This window comes from Microbacterium proteolyticum (assembly GCF_014192415.1).
In the GTDB taxonomy this organism is placed as follows: domain Bacteria; phylum Actinomycetota; class Actinomycetes; order Actinomycetales; family Microbacteriaceae; genus Microbacterium; species Microbacterium proteolyticum.
Genome location: NZ_JACHXY010000001.1, coordinates 1013006 through 1031240, shown reverse-complemented (window position 1 = coordinate 1031240; position 18235 = coordinate 1013006). Strand labels below are relative to the sequence as shown.

The 18235-nt window shown below is 71.4% G+C and carries 18 protein-coding genes; 7 read left to right on the top strand and 11 right to left on the bottom strand.

The features are described 5' to 3' along the window. Window positions 1-98: 98 nt before the first annotated feature. Entirely contained in the window at window positions 99-1370 is a 1272-nt protein-coding gene (gene purD / locus FHS07_RS04770) for a phosphoribosylamine--glycine ligase (protein WP_183418709.1), read from the bottom strand. A 383-nt stretch (window positions 1371-1753) separates the two neighbouring features. Here purD and FHS07_RS04765 point away from each other — a divergent pair, with 383 nt between their 5' ends. Next, the gene (locus FHS07_RS04765; RefSeq protein WP_183418708.1) at window positions 1754-2110 is read left to right on the top strand and encodes a sterol carrier family protein; all 357 of its coding nucleotides are present in this window, start codon (window positions 1754-1756) and stop codon (window positions 2108-2110) included. Between the two features lie 164 nt (window positions 2111-2274). On the opposite strand, the gene FHS07_RS04760 is transcribed toward FHS07_RS04765, so the two are convergent. From FHS07_RS04760 to FHS07_RS04735, 6 genes are all read right to left on the bottom strand, one after another. Beyond that, the gene (locus tag FHS07_RS04760) at window positions 2275-3207 is read right to left on the bottom strand and encodes a sugar kinase (RefSeq protein WP_183418707.1); all 933 of its coding nucleotides are present in this window, start codon (window positions 3205-3207) and stop codon (window positions 2275-2277) included. 109 nt (window positions 3208-3316) lie between these two features. After that, window positions 3317-3949: a bifunctional 4-hydroxy-2-oxoglutarate aldolase/2-dehydro-3-deoxy-phosphogluconate aldolase gene (locus tag FHS07_RS04755; protein WP_183418706.1), complete on the bottom strand. Its 633-nt coding sequence runs from the start codon at window positions 3947-3949 to the stop codon at window positions 3317-3319. Continuing rightward, the gene (manD, locus tag FHS07_RS04750; RefSeq protein WP_183418705.1) at window positions 3939-5165 is read right to left on the bottom strand and encodes a D-mannonate dehydratase ManD; all 1227 of its coding nucleotides are present in this window, start codon (window positions 5163-5165) and stop codon (window positions 3939-3941) included. Before manD ends, FHS07_RS04755 begins: the two co-directional genes overlap by 11 nt. Before the next feature lie 190 nt (window positions 5166-5355). After that, complete coding sequence (locus tag FHS07_RS04745) at window positions 5356-6756, bottom strand: MFS transporter (RefSeq protein ID WP_183418704.1); 1401 nt, start codon at window positions 6754-6756, stop codon at window positions 5356-5358. 52 nt (window positions 6757-6808) lie between these two features. After that, window positions 6809-7813: an L-idonate 5-dehydrogenase gene (locus FHS07_RS04740; protein WP_183418703.1), complete on the bottom strand. Its 1005-nt coding sequence runs from the start codon at window positions 7811-7813 to the stop codon at window positions 6809-6811. A gap of 42 nt (window positions 7814-7855) precedes the next feature. Beyond that, window positions 7856-9409 (bottom strand): mannitol dehydrogenase family protein, encoded by a 1554-nt coding sequence (locus tag FHS07_RS04735; RefSeq protein WP_183418702.1) that lies wholly within the window; start codon window positions 9407-9409, stop codon window positions 7856-7858. Window positions 9410-9471: 62 nt separating this feature from the next. On the opposite strand from FHS07_RS04735, the gene FHS07_RS04730 reads away from it, so the two are divergent. Together FHS07_RS04730 and FHS07_RS04725 are read left to right on the top strand one after the other, a co-directional pair. Next, window positions 9472-10470 carry a LacI family DNA-binding transcriptional regulator gene (locus tag FHS07_RS04730; protein ID WP_246383108.1) on the top strand — a complete coding sequence of 333 codons (999 nt, stop codon included), beginning with the start codon at window positions 9472-9474 and terminating at the stop codon, window positions 10468-10470. A gap of 55 nt (window positions 10471-10525) precedes the next feature. Further along, the gene (locus FHS07_RS04725) at window positions 10526-10861 is read left to right on the top strand and encodes a potassium transporter Trk (protein ID WP_183418701.1); all 336 of its coding nucleotides are present in this window, start codon (window positions 10526-10528) and stop codon (window positions 10859-10861) included. Window positions 10862-10864: 3 nt separating this feature from the next. Here FHS07_RS04725 and FHS07_RS04720 read toward each other — a convergent pair whose 3' ends face one another. Beyond that, complete coding sequence (locus FHS07_RS04720; RefSeq protein WP_183418700.1) at window positions 10865-11476, bottom strand: zinc-binding alcohol dehydrogenase; 612 nt, start codon at window positions 11474-11476, stop codon at window positions 10865-10867. A gap of 215 nt (window positions 11477-11691) precedes the next feature. On the opposite strand from FHS07_RS04720, the gene purM reads away from it, so the two are divergent. The 3 genes from purM to FHS07_RS04705 are packed head-to-tail and all read left to right on the top strand — an operon-like array spanning window position 11692 to window position 15530. After that, window positions 11692-12834 carry a phosphoribosylformylglycinamidine cyclo-ligase gene (gene purM, locus FHS07_RS04715; RefSeq protein WP_183418699.1) on the top strand — a complete coding sequence of 381 codons (1143 nt, stop codon included), beginning with the start codon at window positions 11692-11694 and terminating at the stop codon, window positions 12832-12834. A 6-nt stretch (window positions 12835-12840) separates the two neighbouring features. Continuing rightward, on the top strand, window positions 12841-14316 hold the full coding sequence (gene purF / locus FHS07_RS04710; RefSeq protein ID WP_183418698.1) for an amidophosphoribosyltransferase: 1476 nt from the start codon (window positions 12841-12843) through the stop codon (window positions 14314-14316). Continuing rightward, window positions 14313-15530, top strand: coding sequence for an MFS transporter (locus tag FHS07_RS04705; protein WP_183418697.1), 1218 nt, complete (start codon window positions 14313-14315; stop codon window positions 15528-15530). The genes purF and FHS07_RS04705 overlap by 4 nt, the downstream gene beginning before the upstream one ends. 222 nt (window positions 15531-15752) lie before the next feature. On the opposite strand, the gene FHS07_RS04700 is transcribed toward FHS07_RS04705, so the two are convergent. Further along, on the bottom strand, window positions 15753-15935 hold the full coding sequence (locus tag FHS07_RS04700; protein ID WP_183418696.1) for a DUF3073 domain-containing protein: 183 nt from the start codon (window positions 15933-15935) through the stop codon (window positions 15753-15755). Window positions 15936-16094: 159 nt separating this feature from the next. On the opposite strand from FHS07_RS04700, the gene FHS07_RS04695 reads away from it, so the two are divergent. Then, complete coding sequence (locus FHS07_RS04695) at window positions 16095-16607, top strand: universal stress protein (RefSeq protein WP_183418695.1); 513 nt, start codon at window positions 16095-16097, stop codon at window positions 16605-16607. A 4-nt stretch (window positions 16608-16611) separates the two neighbouring features. Here the strand turns inward: FHS07_RS04695 and FHS07_RS04690 are convergent, their stop codons facing one another. Together FHS07_RS04690 and FHS07_RS04685 are read right to left on the bottom strand one after the other, a co-directional pair. Continuing rightward, window positions 16612-17217, bottom strand: coding sequence for a PadR family transcriptional regulator (locus FHS07_RS04690; RefSeq protein WP_183418694.1), 606 nt, complete (start codon window positions 17215-17217; stop codon window positions 16612-16614). Next, the gene (locus FHS07_RS04685; protein WP_183418693.1) at window positions 17217-18062 is read right to left on the bottom strand and encodes a DUF4097 family beta strand repeat-containing protein; all 846 of its coding nucleotides are present in this window, start codon (window positions 18060-18062) and stop codon (window positions 17217-17219) included. The genes FHS07_RS04690 and FHS07_RS04685 overlap by 1 nt, the downstream gene beginning before the upstream one ends. Window positions 18063-18235: the final 173 nt, after the last annotated feature.

The following is an 18235-nucleotide window of genomic DNA, read 5'->3' as shown; positions in this document are numbered from 1 at the left end:
GCGGGAGCGCCGCACCCCGGACGTCAGGCCCCGCGGCGCGTTGCGCCGAGGCCCCGGGTGTCAGGCCCCGGCGGCGCGTTGCGCCGAGACCCCGGGTGTCAGGCCCCGGCGACGCGCGCGGCGATGTCGGTACGGAACTGCCCGCCCTCGAGGCCGATGCGCTCGAGGCCGGCGTAGGCCGCCGTACGCGCCTCGGCGAACGTGGTGCCGGTGGCGACGACGCTGAGCACGCGTCCGCCCGTGGCGACGAGCTCGCCGTCGCGAAGCGCCGTGGCGGCGTGGGCGACGTGGACGCCATCGACCTCTTCGGCCTGGTCGATGCCCGTGAGCACCCGGCCGGTGAGGGGCGCCTCGGGGTAGCCCTCGCTCGCGAGGACGACGGTCACGGCCGTGGCGTCGGCGAAGGCTGGGCGGGGCTCGTCTTCGAGAGTGCCCGATGCCGCGGCCAGCAGCAGGCGCGACAGCGGGTCGACCAGGCGGGGGAGCACGACCTGCGTCTCGGGGTCGCCGAAGCGGGCGTTGAACTCGATGACCTTGACGCCCTGCTCGGTGAGGATGAGCCCGGCATAGAGCAGTCCGATGAACGGGGTGCCCTCGGCATCCATCTGCCGGATCACCGGTTCGGCGATGACCCGGGTGACGTGGTCGACGAATGCGTCTTCGCCGCCGAAGCGGTCGGTGAGCCACGGCAGCGGCGAGTAGGCGCCCATGCCGCCGGTGTTCGGACCCTCGTCGCCGTCGCGCAGGCGCTTGAAGTCCTGCGCGGGGCTGAGAGGTGCGACGTGATCGCCATCGCTGAGGAAGAACAGCGACACCTCGGGGCCCGAGAGGAACTCCTCGATCAGCACGGCGCCGGTGGGCAGGTAGGACTCGGCGTGGGCGAGCGCGGCGGCCCGGTCGGAGGTGACGATGACCCCCTTGCCCGCGGCCAGGCCGTCGGCCTTGACCACGTACGGAGCCCCGTACTCGTCGAGGGCGGCTTCCACGGATGCCGCGTCGTGCGCGCGCACCGAGCGTCCGGTGGGAACGCCCGCGGCATCCATGATGCGCTTGGCATAGGTCTTCGAGCCCTCGAGCTGGGCCGCGGCCTTGCCCGGGCCGAACACGGGGATGCCGTGGGCGCGCAGAGGATCGGCGACGCCGGCGACCAGTGGCGCTTCGGGCCCGACGATGACGAGATCGACGGCCTCGGTCTTGGCGAACTCGAGCACGGCGGTGGGGTCGAGCGGATCGAGGTCGACCAGGTGCGCCTCGCGGGCGATGCCGGCGTTGCCGGGCGCGGCGAAGATCGCGTGCGTCTCTGCTTCGGAGCGCAGGGCGAGGATGATGGCGTGCTCGCGCGCGCCCGAACCGAGGACCAGGATTCTCACGCGGCCAGCCTATCGAGCGGGGGTCCGGCCCTCGGTCGCGGACACAACGCAGGAGTTTTCGGGGAGCAGCCGGGCCGGCACCGCTCTGGGCACAAGGCGCGGGGCACATCTCCTGCGTTGTGTCGCGTCGCGGGTCCTGCGCTGTGCCGCGCGGCGCGGGTCCTGCGTTGTCGCGCGGCGCGGGTCCTGCGCTGTGTCGAGCGGCGCGTCCGGTTGCCCATTGACGCTGGCGGGTGGGCCGGCCGGCACCGCCCGCGGACACAACGCAGGAGATTCCTCCAGGCGGTGGACTGTTGCCGGGGTCCGGCGGGGCAGGGATGGGCGAAGTCCTGCGTTGTGTCCGGCGGGCCGTCGCGCCGGAGCCCGCGGGTAGCGTGGATGCCATGCCTCCCCGCCGCATCGAGACAGGAGACGGCCGCGCAGCTCTCGCCGCCGTCTCCGCCGGAGCCGCCCCGCGCCCGGCGACCGCCACAGCGGTGCGTTACCTGCTGCAGCTGCTGGTCGAGAAGGCGCCGGGCAACTCGGTCGAGATGCGGGTGCCGCCGTTCGGAGCCGTGCAGGTCATCGAGGGTCCCCGCCATACGCGCGGCACCCCGCCGAACGTCGTCGAGACCGACGCGGCCACCTGGATCGCCGTCGCCACCGGCGAAGAGCACTGGGCCGATGCCGTGACCGCGGGCCGCATCGTGGCATCCGGGGTCCGTGCCGACCTCAGCGCCCTGCTCCCGCTGCGGCCGTAGCCCCGGGCCGCCCCCCGCGGCTCGTCGCCGAGACCACACGATCCGCGCGAGATCACCGAATCGAGCCGCGCAACATCGCGTGATCCCGAGCGGAAGGTGTGACCTCGCCGACCGGGCCGCGGCCGAGGGCTCGCGCGCGCTGCGGCAGAACCGCCCGCCGGGCGTCAGCGCCGGACCGGGTCGCCGCCCCCGGCGAGGAACAGCTCGAGGTCCCGGCGGGTGGGCGCCGCCTCCCAGTCGCCGGGCACGAGGCATGCCATCGCTCCGCAGGCGTTGGCGCGCACGAGCGTGTCGGCGACGTCGAGTCCCTCGAGGTGGGCGCTGAGGTAGCCGGCGACGAACGCGTCTCCGGCGCCGACGGTGTCGAGGGGGTCGATGACGAAGCCGAGCGCCTCGGTGACGCCCGCGGAGGTGAAGACCGCCGCTCCCGCGGGGCCGCGCTTGACCACCACCTGCTCGACGCCCGCTTCGAGCAGGGAATCTGCGGCATCCGGCGTCAGCAGGGCGAACTCCTCGACACCCCCGAAGACCAGCGTCGCGCGCTCGGCGATCTCTCGAAGGAGGGGTCCTGCGATGTCGGGGGCGGCCAGTTCGGATCGGTAGTTCACGTCGAAGCTCACCGGCACGCCGGCGTCGCGGGCGCGCTCGACGGCGGTGAGCACGGTGTCGTGTGCCGTGGCCGACAGCAACGGGGTGATGCCCGTGACGTGGAGCAGGTCGGCCTCCTCGATCCATCGCGCCGGGACGTCGCCGGGGGCGAGGCGCGAGCCGGCCGAACCGCGCCGGTAGTAATGGACGGCGGTGGATGCCGCGGACGGACGCTCCTTGATCATGAGGCCCGTGGCCGCACCCGCGTCGACGAGTGCGTGCACGTCGAGGCCCTCTCCGCGCAGCTCGCGCGCGATGCGCTCGCCGAGGGGGTCGTCGCCCACGCGGCCGAGCCACCCGGTGTCGACGCCCAGGCGCCGCAACCCGACGGCGACGTTGCTCTCCGCCCCGCCGATGCCGAGCGCGAGGCCGGCGGCATGGCGCAGCGAGCCGATCTCGGTCGTGCGGGCGAGCGCCATGGTCTCGCCGAGGGTGACGACGCGGGTCATGAGCCGTGCCCCGCCCCGCGGCCCGACCCCGCAGCCGCGCCGCAACGGCCGACCACGGAGGTCGCGGCGAAGGCCGGGCCGGCATCCCGACGCGCCGGGGACGCCCCGCTCACGCCGAGACCCCCGCGCACACCGCGACGAACCGCTCGGCCCGTGCGCGTAGCGCGCCCAGGTCGCCCCCGCGGAACGCGTCGCCGAGCAACGGCCCTCCGACGCTGACCGCCACGGCGCCGGCGGCGAGCCATGCGGCCGCGCTGTCGGCATCCACCCCTCCCGAGGGGACGACGGCGATGTCGGGGAAGGGGCCGCGCAGATCCTTGAGGTATCCGGGGCCGACCTGGCCGGCCGGGAACACCTTCACCGCCGAGGCGCCCGCCGACCACGACGCGAACAGCTCGGTGGGGGTGAGCCCGCCCGGGACGATCGGCATGCCCTCGGCGACCGCGCGCTCGACGAGGACGGCCGAGGTGATCGGCGTGACGACGTAGTCGGCGCCGACGGCGATCGCGCGCTCGAGCTGGTCGAGGTTCGTGACCGTGCCGATGCCGAGATCGCCGTCGAACGACGCGCGCAGTTCGGCGAAGGCGTCGAACGTGCCCGGCGTCGTGAGGGTCAGCTCGACGCTCTGCACGCCGGCGTCGGCGAGGGCAGCGAGCACCGGCGCGTAGTCCGAAGCCGCGGACGCACGGGCGACCACGACGAGCTTCGACAAGACGGTGCGGGACGGAAGCTCACCAGTCATGGACGGTCCCATCGAGCAGGCGGTTCACGGGCAGATAGGCCTTGGTGTAGTCGAACGCGCCGGCGGCCTCCTCGTCGAGCTCCACGCCGAGACCGGGCTGGTCGCCGGGGTGGAGGAAGCCCCTGTCGAAGGTGAAGGAGGTCTGGAACACCTCGAGCGTCTGCTCGTTGTGCGGCATGTACTCCTGGATGCCGAAGTTGTGGATCGCGAGGTCGAGGTGGAGAGCTGCGGCCATGCCGACGGGCGAGATGTCGGTGGGCCCGTGGATGCCGGAGCGGATACCGTAGATCGCGGCGAAGTCGAGCAGCTTCTTCATCGCGGTGATTCCACCGGTGTGGGTGACGGCCGATCGCACGTAGTCGATCAGGCGCTCGGTGATGAGCGTCTGATAGTCGTAGACGGTGTTGAACACCTCGCCGATCGCGAGCGGCGTCGTCGAGTGCTGACGGATGAGGCGCAGCGCCGTCTGGTCCTCGCCGGGGGTGGCGTCCTCGAGCCAGAACAGGTCGTAGGGCTCGACGTCCTTCGCGAAGCGCGCCGCCTCGATCGGCGACATGCGGTGGTGACCGTCGTGGAGGATGCGGAGGTCGGTACCGAACTCCTCGCGGATCTTCGAGAAGACCCCGGGCATGTGGTTGAGGTACTGGCGGGTGTCCCAGGTCTCCTCGGCCGGACGGTCGCCGGAGCGCTTCGCGGGCTCGTAGTCGTAGCGCACGCCCGGCCCGGCGGCCGAGACGCCGTAGATCTGGCCGAGGCCGGGCACACCGGTCTGCACGCGCACGGCGGTGAAGCCGAGCTCGCGGTAGCCCGTGATGGCGTTCGCCAGGGCCTCGAAGTCGGTACCCGAGGCGTGGGCGTACACGCGGACGCCGTCGCGGCTCGCGCCTCCGAGCAACTGGTACAGCGGCATCCCGGCCTTCTTGGCCTTGATGTCCCACAGCGCCATGTCGACCGCGGCGATCGCGGCCATGGTCACCGGTCCGCGGCGCCAGTACGCCCCGCGGTAGAGGTACTGCCAGGTGTCCTCGATGCGGTCCTCGTCGCGGCCGATCAGCATCGAGGCGAGGTGGTCGGAGAGGTAGGACGCCACCGACAGCTCGCGGCCGTTGAGGGTGGCATCCCCCCATCCGACGACGCCGTCGCTCGTGGTGATCTTGAGGGTGACGAAGTTGCGTCCGGGGCTGGTGACGATGACGTCGACGGAGGCGATGCTCATGGGGGACTTCCTGGTCGAGAGGTGAAAGGGGCGGCGAACGGGCTCGTGGCCCGGAGTGGGCGGCATCCGGGACCGGGGTCTTCCGACGCGGAGGAGGGATGCCGGGTGAGCCCGCCGCAACGAGCCCACCCGGGTCGCGGGTCGCGCGGTCCGCCGGGTGACGGGGCTCCCCGGAGGAAGCCCCGCCGGATCACATCGCGGGGCGGGGATCCCGCAGGTCGCGACCGGTCCACTCGGGTGCGACGATCGCGGCGACCAGTGCGGACGCCGTGAAGATCCCCATGAGCACCATGATCGGGACGATGCTGCCGGTCGCGGCGGCCACCCACGCGGCGGCGACGACCGGGCCGATGCCCGTGGCGACGATGGCGGCGACCTCGCGGACGACGGCGGTGAGGGTGTAGCGGTTGCGTGCACCGAAGATCTCGGGGATCGAGATGTTCTCCATGGATGCCAGGCCCAGCACCGAGATGTTGTGGATCAGCGCGTAGCCGACGAAGATCCAGCCCACCTCGCGGGAGTTGATCAGCAGCAGGGTCGGGACGATCAGCACCAGCGACAGCGCCGACATCACGATGTACATCCGGCGGCGACCGACCTTGTCGCCGAGGAACCCGACGAGGGGGATCGTGATGAAGCCGATCAGCGACGACACGATGACGATCTCGGGGCCGACCTCTTTCGAGATCGCGAGGGTGATCGTGATGAACGAGATGAGGTAGGTCTGCACGATGCCGGAGTTGCCGGCCTGGCCGAAACGCAGGAAGAACGACACGAGGACGGCCTTGAGCGGCTTCTTCTGCAGCGACTCCAGCGTGCGGACGTCGTTGGTCTCGGTCGCCACGCGCTCCAGCTCGGCGCGGGAGAGCGCCTTGCCGTCGACGACGTCGGTGCGCTCCTCGAAGACCGGGCTCTCTTTGAGGTTGAAGCGCACCCAGAGGGCGAAGAGCATGATCACGGCGCTGCCGATGAAGGGGATGCGCCAGCCCCACGCGATGACGTCGCTCTCCATCATCACGGCGAGCAGGATCGCCCAGATGCCCGAGGCGAAGAGGGTTCCGCAGTTGGTGCCGAGGGCGACCAGCGAGGCGACGACGCCACGACGGTTGTCGGGGGCGTACTCGGCGAGCATGACGCCCGCGCCCGAGATCTCGGCCCCGGCGCCGAAGCCCTGCGCCAGTCGCAGGATCACCAGCAGGATGGGAGCGAGGATGCCGACCTGCTCGTACGTGGGCAGCACGCCGATCAGCGTGGTCGCCGCTCCCATGAGCAGGATCGTGTAGAAGAGCACCTGCTTGCGGCCGATCTTGTCGCCGATGCGGGCGAAGAAGAACGCTCCGACCGGGCGGGCCACATAGCCCACGCCGTAGGTCGCCATGGCGAGGACGACCGCCATGGCGGCATCCCCTCCGGCGAAGAAGATCTGGCTGAAGACGAGGGCGGCGGCCAGCGAGTAGAGCTGGAAGTCCATGAACTCCAGCGCGGTGCCGAGCCAGCCCGAGACGGCGGCGCGGGCGAGGTCGCCGGTCGACCTCTTGGCGACGGGCGGTGACGTCGACGCGTCGACGCCGGGGGCGGAAGAGCTGCTCATCGGATTACTCCTTCGTAGTGATGACGGGTCTGTGACAGCGGGTGTCGGTGGGTTACAGGGAGAGGAGGACCTTCGCGGAGGCCGAGGAGTCGCGCGCGGTGGCGAATGCGCTGACCGCGTCGGTCGCGGGGACGACGTGCGAGACGACCGCGTCGAGGGTGTCGGTGGACGCCAGCATCGCGATGGCGTCGTCGATCTCGGTCGAGAACCGGAACGCCCCGCGCAGTGTGAGCTCTTTCGCGAGCATGGGGGCGAGGTTCACGCCGAGCTCGGCATCGGGGAGCATGCCGACCTGCACGACGGTGCCCGCGCGGCGGGCCGCGCGCACGGCCTGCGTGAGCGCGACGCCCACGCCCGAACACTCGAACACGACGTCGAACGATTCGTTCCCGATCGTGTCGGTGCCGACGAGGAAGGTCTCGGTCGCGCCGAGGGTCCGTGCCCGGTCGAGGGGCTCGGGGCGCACATCGCTCGCGCCCACGGCCGCGGCGCCCGCGTGGACGGCCGCGGCGGCGACGAGCAGGCCGATCGGACCCGCGCCGATGACGAGGGCGCGCCTGCCCGTGAGGTCACCGGCCAGGCTCACCGCGTGGATGGCCACGGCGAGCGGCTCGGCGAGGGCGGCGCGCTCGAGGGGGAGCCCCTCGGGCAGCACGCGCACCATGTGCTCCTCCACGATGAGCAGCTCGGCGGCGCCGCCCTGACGGTGGGGGAATCCGGCGGCGCTGCCGAGGTAGTCCCCGCCCGCGCGCAGGTGCGGGCGGTCTTCGAGACCGGCGACCGAGGGGCCGAATCGTGCCGGGTGCACGGTGACGGGGGTCCCCGGCGCGAGGCGTCCCGAGGGGTCGAGGTCGACCTCGGCGGAGAGCTCGTGCCCGGGGGTGAGGGGCTCGCGCACGGCGTACTCGCCGTTCTTGCCGTGGAAGTAGTAGTGCAGGTCGGACCCGCAGATTCCGACGTAGCGCACGCGCAGGCGCACCTCGCCGTCACCGGGCTCCGGGGTGGGACGGTCTTCCCAGCGGATGTCCTCCGCGCCGTGGATCGCGAGAAGCTTCATCGCGTCTCCTTCGTCTCGTGTGCGCCAGGCAGCGCCGGGTGGTCAGGGGGTGGTGGTCGCCAGGGCTCGGGATGCCGAGAGGGCGTCGGCGACCGCGCTGTCGACGCCGCGCTGCACGATGATGTCGAGCAGGTCGCCGACCCGGTCGACGAAGGCGGTGCGGTGGGCGAGATCCTCACCGAACAGGTGCAGGTCGACGATGGCGCGCGCCGCGAGGTCGCGGCCGCCGCGCACGGCACCCGCGGTGAGGCGTTCGCGCGCGTTGTCGGTCATCGCCGCGGCGTGCGGACCGGGGTCGAATCCGGCGGGCGGCGCGACGCAGGCGAGGTAGGCCGCGACGGTGAGGGCGATGAGGTGCGGGAACTCCCCGCGATCCAGCGCCTGCAGGACGGGGCCGGGGATGCGTTGGCCGAGCTTCACCGACCCGTCGGAGCCGACCTGGTCGGTGCGGTGTCCCAGCGCGCTGTTGCTCCAGCGGGCGAACAGCTCGCGCTCGTATTGCGTGATGTCGACGCCCGCGGGCGCGGTGACCGACGGCTCGTACTCGTGACGCAGGACGGCGGCGGCGGATTGCTCGATCTCGGGGAGGGCGATGGCAGCCGGAATCGTCGCCGCGCCCTTCAGAGCGCCGAGGTAGGCGATGAGCGAGTGCGTGCCGTTGAGCAGACGCACCTTGAGCAGCTCGTAGGCGCCGACCTCGTCGGTGAACACGGCGCCGCCGGCCTCCCACCTCGGTCGTCCCGCCGCGAAGCGGTCTTCGATCGCCCACATCGTGAACGGCTCGGCGGGAACCGGCGCGTCGTCGCGCACGCCGAGCAGGGCGGCGACGCGATCGGCGAACTCCGGCGTCGTCGACGGGACGATGCGGTCGACCATGCTCGAGGGGAAGGTCACGGCGCGGTCGATGTAGGCGAGGACGTCGGCGCCTTCGGCATCCGGAAGTTCGTGCAGGAACGCGCGCACGAGCTTCTCGGTGTGCGAGCCGTTCGACAGCAGGTTGTCGCAGCTGAGGATCGACATCGGCTCGCCGCCGGCCTGGGCGCGACGCTGGAGGCCGCGGGCGAGCTGCCCGATGGTGGAGCGGGGAGCGCCCCCGCGGATGTCGGCGGCGACGATCGGGTCGGCGACGTCGAGCCGCTGACTCGAGGGCGAGTAGTTGTAGCCGTTCTCGGTCACGGTGAGCGTGGCGATGCGGATCCGCGGGTCGGCGAGGTCGGCGACCACGCGCGCCGGGTCGTCGGCGGCGACGTAGGAGTCGGTGTGGACACCGGGGATCTCGAGCGAGGTGCCCTCCGGCGAGATGGTCGCGACGGCGTAGAGGTGGTCCTGCGCGTGCAGGGAGTCGACGATGCGGCGCGACCGCGAGGCGACACCGACGATCCCCCAGTCCCCGCCGTCGGCGCGCAGGGCGGCGGCGGTGTAGACGGCCTGGTGCGCACGGTGGAAGCTGCCCAGGCCCAGGTGCAGGATCCCGGCGCCGGCGGGCGGCGCGGGGACGGTCGCCGTGCCGGACGCGGCGCGGGTCAGGCGGGCGGTCGCAGCGGCTCCGTCGGATGCGGCACGGCTCGCCTCGAGGGGATCGTCGATGATCGGCATGGAAATAGTGTGCGGTTGTTTGTACAAACTTGTCAAGTGTTTACATCACGCGATGAAGGATGATGGACACACGACGACGGGAGGTGGAGATGGCGGCGAACCTCACAGAGGTGGCGCGGCACGCGGGAGTGTCGATCGCCACCGCGTCACGTGCCTTCGGTGAACCCGATCGGTTGGCGCCCGCGACGCTCGAGCGCGTGCGCCGATCCGCCGTCGAACTGGGGTACGCCACGCCCCAGGTGGCTGCGGGAACGCGCACGATCGCGGTGGTGGTCCCGGATGCCGCCAACCCCGTCTACGCGACCCTGCTCAAGGCGATCCAGGGCCAGGCGTGGCACGGTCGCCACCGCATCGTGCTGTTCGACGCCGACGAGGACCTCCGTCGCGAACGCGAATCCATCGAACTCGGATGCCGCACCGACGGTCTGGTGCTCTGCTCTCCGCGTCTTCCCGAAGACGAGGTGCGCGCCCTCGTGCGCGACACCCCGCACGTCGTGATCAACCGCGTCCTCCCCGGTGCGGTGTGCGTGGTGATGGATGCCGAGCGGGGACCGACTCAGGCGGTGGAGCACCTCTCGGCCCTCGGCCACGACCACGTCGCCTACGCGTCCGGGCCGCACGGCTCCTGGGCCGACGAGCAGCGCGCGGGTGCCGTGGCCCGCGCGTGCGAGCGCTTCGGCATACGCCTGACGCGATTGAGCCACTACGCGGCATCCATTCAAGGGGGTCGGGCGGGGGCGGCGGCCGCCGTCGCCAGCGGCGCCACCGCGGTGATCGCCTACAACGACCTCGTCGCGCTGGGGCTCGAGGCGGGCATGGCGGAGCTCGGCCGCGTGTGCCCCGACGACATCAGCATCGTCGGCATCGACGACATCGACCTCGCCGGCGCCGTCACCCCGAGTCTCACGACGGTCCGCATGCCCATCGCGCGCTCCGGCACCCTGGCCGTCGAGCTGCTGCTGCAGGCGATGGTCGGCGGTACGCCGATGGACGCGACCGTGCTGCCCTCCCAGCTCATCGTGCGCAGCTCCACCGCGCCGCCCCGCGCACCCCGCCGCTGACTCGATACCGAAAGGTCACGACCCACGGAGACCGCGACGGTGGGAGAATGAGCACATGGCCGAGCAGCCCGCCCCCGAACGACCGGTGTACGTCCGCGACGATATCGAGACCGCGACCGTGCGCCGCGCGCCGAAGTACGGGGTCTTCCTAGCGGCCGGGGCGTTCCTGGGCATCCTGTTCGCCTTGATCCTGACGGTCGCGATCGACGGATCCGACATCAGCCCCTACACGCAGGTCGTCTACTCCGAACTGCAGGTGTTCGGCTTCACCGCGCTCATCTGCGTCGTGGCGGGCGTCGCGCTCGCCGCCATCGTCGCGCTGATCTTCGAGCGGGTCCTCAGCGGCCGCACTCGCCGCGTCACCGTCGACCACGAGCAGTACGAGGTCTGATCCTCAGGCCAGCTCCGCGATGATCGGGTGGATCGCGGTGTCGAAGGCCACGACGTCGCTGCGCAGACCATCGGTCACCGCCACCGTCAACGAGCCGATCCACCACACGCCCCGCTGCGTCAACGGCAGCACCTGCACGTTCAATTCGAAAGAATGCGCACGCCTGCCCACGCTCCGCTCGTGCGCCGCGATCGCACTGGCATAGGCGCGGTACGACACCCCCGGACGCGCCGCCGACTCCCGCGCGTAGCGATCGTGGGCCAGGCGGGCGAAGTCGAGCGCGTCGTCCGCGTGAGCGGTCACGGCCCGGCGCAACGTGTCGGCGCCGTCGACGGGCAGGGCGATCAGACCGCCGAACCCGTCCACCAGTTCCAGCGGCACGGGTGACGGGTGCGCCTGCGGCTCGACGGTCATCGCCCAGAAGCCCCGCCACTCGCGTTCGAGCTGTGCGTGCGCGGCATCCGTGTCGCTCGTGATCATCGGGGGCGGTACACGGCGCAGAGCCGGGAGCTCCTCGGGGGAGCGGATGCCGAGCACCTGGCGCAGATACAGCGCGACGAGCACCGATTGCGCCGCATCCTCGCGGATCACCCACTCCGGTTGACCGCCCGTCATGGCGACATTTTAGGGACGCTGCGTGTCCGGGGGGTGGGCCTTGCGCCCGGTCGAGGGTGTGGCGGGGGAGAGCGGAGGAGCCGGGGCGGCAGGATGCCGTGAGGGTGTGGGTCCTCCGCTGGTCCCAGGTCCTCCGCCGGTCGCCGCGTCCGTCGGGGCGGGTAGGAGCGACCCGCGCGGAACGCGCGCGCGTCCACCCCGGGTAGTCTGTTGCGGTGGCTTCCGCTCCCCACGAAAACCCCTATTCCGCCGCCGGCGTCGACACTGCCGCCGGAGACCTCGCCGTCGAACTGATGAAGTCGGCCGTGCGTCGTACCCACGGCCCCGAAGTGCTCGGCGGTGTCGGTGGCTTCGCCGGCCTCTTCGACGCCTCGGCGCTGCGCGATTACGCCAAGCCGCTTCTCGCGACCAGCACCGACGGTGTCGGCACGAAGGTCGCCATCGCGCAGGCCATCGACAAGCACGACACCATCGGCGAAGACCTCGTCGGGATGGTCGTCGACGACATCGTCGTCGTCGGTGCCCGCCCGCTCTTCATGACCGACTACATCGCGTGCGGCAAGGTCGTGCCGCAGCGCATCGCCGACATCGTCGCGGGTATCGCGCGCGGCTGCTCGATGACCGGCACCGCGCTCGTCGGTGGCGAGACCGCCGAACACCCCGGGCTGCTCGGCGTCGACGACTACGACGTCGCGGGAGCGGCGACCGGCGTCGTCGAGGCCGATCGCATCCTCGGCGCCGACCGCGTGCGCGGCGACGACGTCGTGCTCGCCCTCGCCTCCAGCGGCTTGCACTCCAACGGCTACTCGCTCGTACGCCACATCATCACCGGCGCGGGCATCGCCTACGGTGCCGCCTCGGCCGACCTCGGGGGCACCTGGGGCGAGGCGCTCCTCGAGCCCACGCGCCTGTACACCTCGCCGCTGCTGCGCCTGCTCGACGACGGTGCGGTGGGCTCCGGCATCCACTCGCTCAGTCATGTCACCGGGGGCGGCATCGCGGCCAACCTCGCGCGTGTGCTGCCGCAGGACACGTGGGTCGACGTGGACCGGTCGACGTGGAGCCCGTCGCCGGTGTTCCGCGTGCTCGCCGACATCGGCGGGCTCGAGCTGACCGCGACCGAGGGCACCTGGAACCTCGGCATCGGCTTCCTCGCCGTCGTCGCACCCGAGATCGCCGATGCCGCGATCGCGGCGCTCACGGCCGAGGGCATCGCCACGTGGCAGGTCGGTGTCGTCCGTGACGACGCGCGTGGCGAAGGCGAGTACGAACAGGGCGCGAAGGGCGTCGACGGGGGCGCCGTGCGCCTGGTCGGCTCCTACGCGGATGCCGGTCACCCGGCGAACGGAGCGGACTGACACCCCATGTGCGGCATCGTCGGCATGGCCGGGCAGGGCCCGGTCAACCAGGAGATCTACGACGCGCTCCTCCTCCTCCAGCACCGCGGACAGGACTCCACGGGCATGGCCACCGCCGAGGCGAGCGGGGTCTTCCACATCCACAAGGCCCGGGGCCAGGTGCGCGAGGCGTTCCGCACCCGCGATATGCGCGCCCTCCTCGGCGACATCGGTCTCGGTCATGTGCGCTACGCCACGAAGGGCACCGCGTCGAACGAAGAAGAGGCGCAGCCCTTCTACGTCAACGCCCCCTACGGCATCGTGCTGGTGCACAACGGCAACCTGACGAACACGCGCGAGCTCACTCGCGAGCTGTTCAGCAAGGACCGCCGTCACCTCAACACCAGCAGCGACACCGAGCTGCTCGTGAACATCCTGGGTTCCGAGCTCCAGTCCGAGATCACCGGACCCGACCTCGACCCCGCGCAGGTCTTCCGCGCGGTCGCCCGCGTGCACGAGCGCGTCGAAGGCTCCTACGCCTCCATCGCCCTCATCGCCGGCTACGGACTGCTCGCCTTCCGCGACCCGTTCGGCATCCGTCCGCTCATCCTCGGCAAGCGCCCTGCCGCAGAGGTGCCGGGCGGCGAGCCGCGCGACGAGTTCATCGTGGCATCCGAGTCGCTCGTGCTCGAGAACGCCGGCTTCGAGGTCGTCCGCGACGTCGAGCCCGGCGAGGCGGTGTTCATCGCCCTCGACGGCACGCTCCACGCCCAGCAGTGCGCGTCGAACGCGACCCTGGCGCCGTGCTCGTTCGAATACGTCTACCTGGCTCGCCCCGACTCCGTGATGAACGGCGTCTCGGTCTACGAGACGCGCCTGCGCATGGGCGAGCGTCTCGCCGACACGGTCGCGAAGTACACCCCCGCGGGGTCCATCGACGTGGTCATGCCGATCCCCGACTCCGCTCGCCCGGCGGCGATGCAGGTGGCCCGCAAGCTCGGTATCGAGTACCGCGAGGGTTTCTACAAGAACCGCTACGTCGGCCGGACCTTCATCATGCCCGGGCAGGCGGTGCGCAAGAAGAGCGTGCGCCAGAAGCTCAACGCCATGTCGACCGAATTCCAGGGCAAGAACGTGCTGCTGGTCGACGACTCGATCGTCCGCGGCACCACCAGCCGCGAGATCATCCAGATGGCACGGGATGCCGGGGCGCTCAGCGTGACGTTCGCGTCGGCCGCGCCGCCCGTGCGATACCCGCACGTGTACGGCATCAACATGCCCTCGCGCCACGAGCTCGTCGCGCACGACCGCACGATCCCCGAGATCGCCGCGGAGCTCGGGTGCGACTACCTGGTGTACCAGGAGGTCGACGACCTGAAGGCCGCGATCATGGAGGGCACCGACCTGGTCGACCTCGACATGAGCTGCTTCGACGGCCGCTACGTCACGGGAACCGTGTCGGAGGAGTACCTCGCCTGGGTCGAGGGCAGCCAGGAGTCTTGACCCGCCGCGCGGCGGGACATGTCGCGCTCGCCGCGGCGGCCGTCGTGCTGCTCGCGTTGACGCTGCGCATCGCGGTGGCGTCGCTCTCGCCCCTGCTGACGGTCATCGGCCGCGACTTCGAGGTGCCCGCCGCGGTCGTCGGGCTGATCGGTATGGCGCCGCCCGTGGCGTTCGCCCTGTCGGGCATGGTCACGCCGGCGATCGAGCGACGTCTCGGGCTGGAGCGCACGGTGCTCGTCGCCGCAGTCGTCGGCGCCGTGATGCTGGCGCTGCGTGCCGCTGCCGTCGACGCGTGGACGCTGCTGGCGGCGACGGCCGGTGTCTTCGCCGCCGTCGGGGTGGCGAACGTGCTGTTGCCCACCGTGGTGAAGAAGTACTTCCCCGAGCGCATCGGGCTCATGACGACGGTGTATTCGACCACGATGGCCGTGGCGACGTTCACGCCCCCGCTCGTGGCCGTGCCCCTCGCCGAGGCGGTCGGCTGGCGGGGGTCGTTCGTGACGTGGGCGGTCGTGGCGGTGGTCGCGGTGGTTCCGTGGGTCGCGATGAGTCTGCGCGCCCGTGCCTCGCGCTCCGACGTGGTCGCCGAGCCCCGGGCGTCGGTGCTGTCGCGGATCGTGCGGGTGCCGCAGACCTGGGCGCTGGTGATCACATTCGGGGTGAACTCCGCCGTCGCGTACGGGATGTTCGCGTGGTTGCCGTTGATCCTCATCGACGACGCCGGGGTGGATGCCGCCGAGGCCGGCGGTCTGCTCGCCCTCTTCGCGTTCATGGGGCTCCCGGTGTCGCTGCTGGTGCCCGTGCTCGTGGCGCGTCTCGGGCGGACGACCCCGTTCTACGCGGTGGCCATCCTCGGCGGACTGACGGGGATCGCCGGTCTTCTCGTGGCGCCCGCGGCGGCGACCCCGCTGTGGGTGGTGCTCATCGGCATCCCGCCCCTGATGTTCCCGCTCGCCCTCGTGCTCTTCGGGCTGCGCACCCGTTCGCACGAGACGGCCGTCGCCGTCAGCGCCTTCGTGCAGAGCGCGGGGTACGGGTTCGCGGCCCTCATGCCCCTCGCGATCGGGGTGACGCACGAGGTGACCGGCGGTTGGACGGCGGGGCTGCTCGTGCTCGGTGCCGCGCTGCTGCTCGTCGTTCCGGCCGCGATCATCATGGCCCGACGGGAATCGGTCGAAGAGGCGTGGGAGAGGCGCACCGGCTCGTCGTGGTGACGACCGTGCGAACTCTCGCGCCGACCACCCCAGGGCGAACGGGCGGAACCGCCCGCGATCCGGCGTCGCACCGGCGTCGGCCCCTGAAGGGATTGCTCGCCGCCGACCGCGCGCCGAAGCGAACCGCCCGCTGACGAACCGCCCGAAAACGGCGGTGACGATGACGGAGCGGCCTCTTCGCGCGTCGACGGATGACGGTGGCGTCCGCCGACGCGGAAGGCGTCAGGCCTTCTCGCCTTCGTACTCGTCGCTGTACTGGTCGGCCCACTTGTCGACGTACGCGTCTTCACCCGGAGCGGGTGCACCCAGTTCGCGCTCGAGAGCGGAGTAGTTCACCGAATAGGTGTCGTACTTCAGCTCACGGGCGATCTTGGTGTTCTTCGCCTTCTGACGGCCACGCCCCATGCGAGACCCCCTCACGATCGACGTCGAGGGCCGCGTTGAGGCCCTGCGTATTGCGGTTCCGGACCGAGCCGGTAAGAGTAACACCCAGGATATCACGGCGCATTCCGGCTGAGCCGTCGGGCGGCGTCTGCCCGGTCCGGCCGGCGAGAGGAAACACTCATGACTGACCAGCCCCACCACGCTCCCACGGGACCGGTGATCGCCGGCGTCGTTCCCGGGCAGTCGGCCCGGGTCGTGCGGGAAGCCGCGCGACAGGCGGCGCTCGCACACGTCGAGCTCGTCGTCGTGCACGTCGACACCACGCGATTCGTCGCTTTCGAAGACCCCGACGGCTACGTGCACTCCTCGACCGGCGACGTCGCTGGAGCGGCGTCCGAGGCGGCGCTGGGCGACGTGCGACGAGCCACCGCCGAGGCCCTCGAGGGTGACGCGGTCGCGTGGAGCGTCCGACAGGAGATCGGTGACCCGGCGCTCGCGCTGATCCGGCTCGCTGAGGAGATCCACGCGTCGGTGCTGGTGGTGGGCACGCGCAAGCGCGGCCTCGGCGAGTCTCTGCGGGAGTTCCTCACCGGATCCGTCGCGGCCCGGCTGAGCCACCGCCAGCGCCGACCGGTGCTCGTCGTCCCGCAGGACGACCCGGTCGGCGCCGACGATCAGCTCCCGTGGGAGTGACGAGTCAGCCGCGCATCGCGCGGGTCACCGCCTCGGACGCCTGACGCAGCGCCGCCTCGATCTCGTCGACTCCGGATGCCGCGAGCTCGCCGCCGCGCGCGACGTGCGATCGAAGTTCCGAGCGCATGCGGCCACGGAACTCGGTGATCGCGGCGTCGGCGCGCGAGAGTTGCTCGCGGCTGCGCGCGCGGGGGTCGTCGGCGGGAGCCGCCTTCGCCTGCTCGCGCTCCTCGCGGGAAGCGGCGGCCAGGTCGGCACGCAGACTCCGCATGGCATCCCGCACGCTTCCGCGCACCTCGTCGGCGATCAGGCGGACGCTGTCGGCCAGGCCCGCCTGGATGCCCTCCAGATCGCCGGTGCGATTCGCCACTTCGGCGCGTCCGGCATCCGTGATCTCGTACACGGTCTTGCGACCGTCGACGGTCTTGGTGACCAGGCCCTCTTCTTCGAGCTTGGAGAGCCGGGGATAGATCGTGCCGGCCGAGGGCGAGTACGTGCCGCCGGTGCGTTCGGTGAGTGCCTGCATCAGGTCGTAACCGTGGCGCGGCGCCTCATCGAGCAGGCTCAGGATGTACAGGCGCAGGTCGCCGTGCGAGAAGACGGGGCTCATCACCACTCCTCCTCTCCGGCGAGTTCCTCGGGGCGCAGGCCCGAGATGCCGCGTCGGAGGACCGTGATCTCGCCAGAGACGGTGTTGGCGCGCACGTCGACGAACGATCCCGCGAGGGCGCCGGTGGAGCCGGTGTAGTTGGTGGGACCCTTGCCCGAGCGCACCTGACCGTCGATCTGCACGCGGCCGCTGACCGAGCGCGAGACGTAGTTGGCCGGGAGCGATCGGTCGAGTCGCACGGTGGCCGTGCCGCTGACGGAGTTGAGGCTGATCGACTGGGTGGTCCCGCTGGAGTCGACGAGCATCGCGCCCGACACCGTGTCGATCGACGCCTTGGTGATGCGGCCCGTGGCCGCGACGTCGCCCGAGACGCTGTTGGCGCTCAGGGCACCGTCGAGCTCGCGCACCTGCACGTCGCCCGACACGGCGTTGAGGTCGACGTCGCCGACGAGGCCGTCGACCATGATGTCGCCCGAGACGGTGTTCAGGCGCACGTCGGTGCGAAGACCCGCGACGAGCGCGCTCGCGCTGACGACGCCGAGGGTCAGGGCGACGGTGCGCGGGACGGCGACGCTGACCTCGGCCTTGGGGCCGCCGGCGCCGAAGTTGCGGAACACCTCGAGGAAGTTGTCCCAGCGCAGCTGCGGGTGGTCGATCTCGAGGCGGCCGTCGACGACCTCGATACGGAGGTCTTTGACGGTGACGCCGTGCACTTCGATGCGTGTGTCGGGCTCATCGTGGGCGATGACGTCGACCTGTCCGCCGACGAGGCCGATCTTGAGCTCACGCACGGCATCGAGGTCGATGACGCGCGTCTCTCCGGGGTGGATGATCCATTTCTCCATGGCTGGGGCTCCTCACTCGCGATATATCGCGTTACGGACAGTTTCGCGATATATCGCGTCTGCGTCAACCCGTCGGAGGTGTGAGGTGGCTGTGTCTGCGAGCGTCGCCTCTGCGCGTTGTCAACCCCGCGCGGGCGTGGTCGTTCCCGCCCGTAGCGTCAGGATTCCCACGG

Bases quoted from the DNA above. Each gene is read 5' to 3' on its own strand.
- FHS07_RS04720 (WP_183418700.1), bottom strand. From the start codon at position 11,476: ATGACGGGCGGTCAACCGGAGTGGGTGATCCGCGAGGATGCGGCGCAA.
- FHS07_RS04755 (WP_183418706.1), bottom strand. From the start codon at position 3,949: ATGACTGGTGAGCTTCCGTCCCGCACCGTCTTGTCGAAGCTCGTCGTG.
- FHS07_RS04685 (WP_183418693.1), bottom strand. From the start codon at position 18,062: ATGGAGAAATGGATCATCCACCCCGGAGAGACGCGCGTCATCGACCTC.
- FHS07_RS04760 (WP_183418707.1), bottom strand. From the start codon at position 3,207: ATGACCCGCGTCGTCACCCTCGGCGAGACCATGGCGCTCGCCCGCACG.
- manD (WP_183418705.1), bottom strand. From the start codon at position 5,165: ATGAGCATCGCCTCCGTCGACGTCATCGTCACCAGCCCCGGACGCAAC.
- FHS07_RS04745 (WP_183418704.1), bottom strand. From the start codon at position 6,756: ATGAGCAGCTCTTCCGCCCCCGGCGTCGACGCGTCGACGTCACCGCCC.
- FHS07_RS04765 (WP_183418708.1), top strand. From the start codon at position 1,754: ATGCCTCCCCGCCGCATCGAGACAGGAGACGGCCGCGCAGCTCTCGCC.
- FHS07_RS04690 (WP_183418694.1), bottom strand. From the start codon at position 17,217: ATGAGCCCCGTCTTCTCGCACGGCGACCTGCGCCTGTACATCCTGAGC.
- FHS07_RS04695 (WP_183418695.1), top strand. From the start codon at position 16,095: ATGACTGACCAGCCCCACCACGCTCCCACGGGACCGGTGATCGCCGGC.
- FHS07_RS04735 (WP_183418702.1), bottom strand. From the start codon at position 9,409: ATGCCGATCATCGACGATCCCCTCGAGGCGAGCCGTGCCGCATCCGAC.
- FHS07_RS04740 (WP_183418703.1), bottom strand. From the start codon at position 7,813: ATGAAGCTTCTCGCGATCCACGGCGCGGAGGACATCCGCTGGGAAGAC.
- purF (WP_183418698.1), top strand. From the start codon at position 12,841: ATGTGCGGCATCGTCGGCATGGCCGGGCAGGGCCCGGTCAACCAGGAG.
- FHS07_RS04730 (WP_246383108.1), top strand. From the start codon at position 9,472: ATGGACACACGACGACGGGAGGTGGAGATGGCGGCGAACCTCACAGAG.
- FHS07_RS04700 (WP_183418696.1), bottom strand. From the start codon at position 15,935: ATGGGGCGTGGCCGTCAGAAGGCGAAGAACACCAAGATCGCCCGTGAG.
- FHS07_RS04725 (WP_183418701.1), top strand. From the start codon at position 10,526: ATGGCCGAGCAGCCCGCCCCCGAACGACCGGTGTACGTCCGCGACGAT.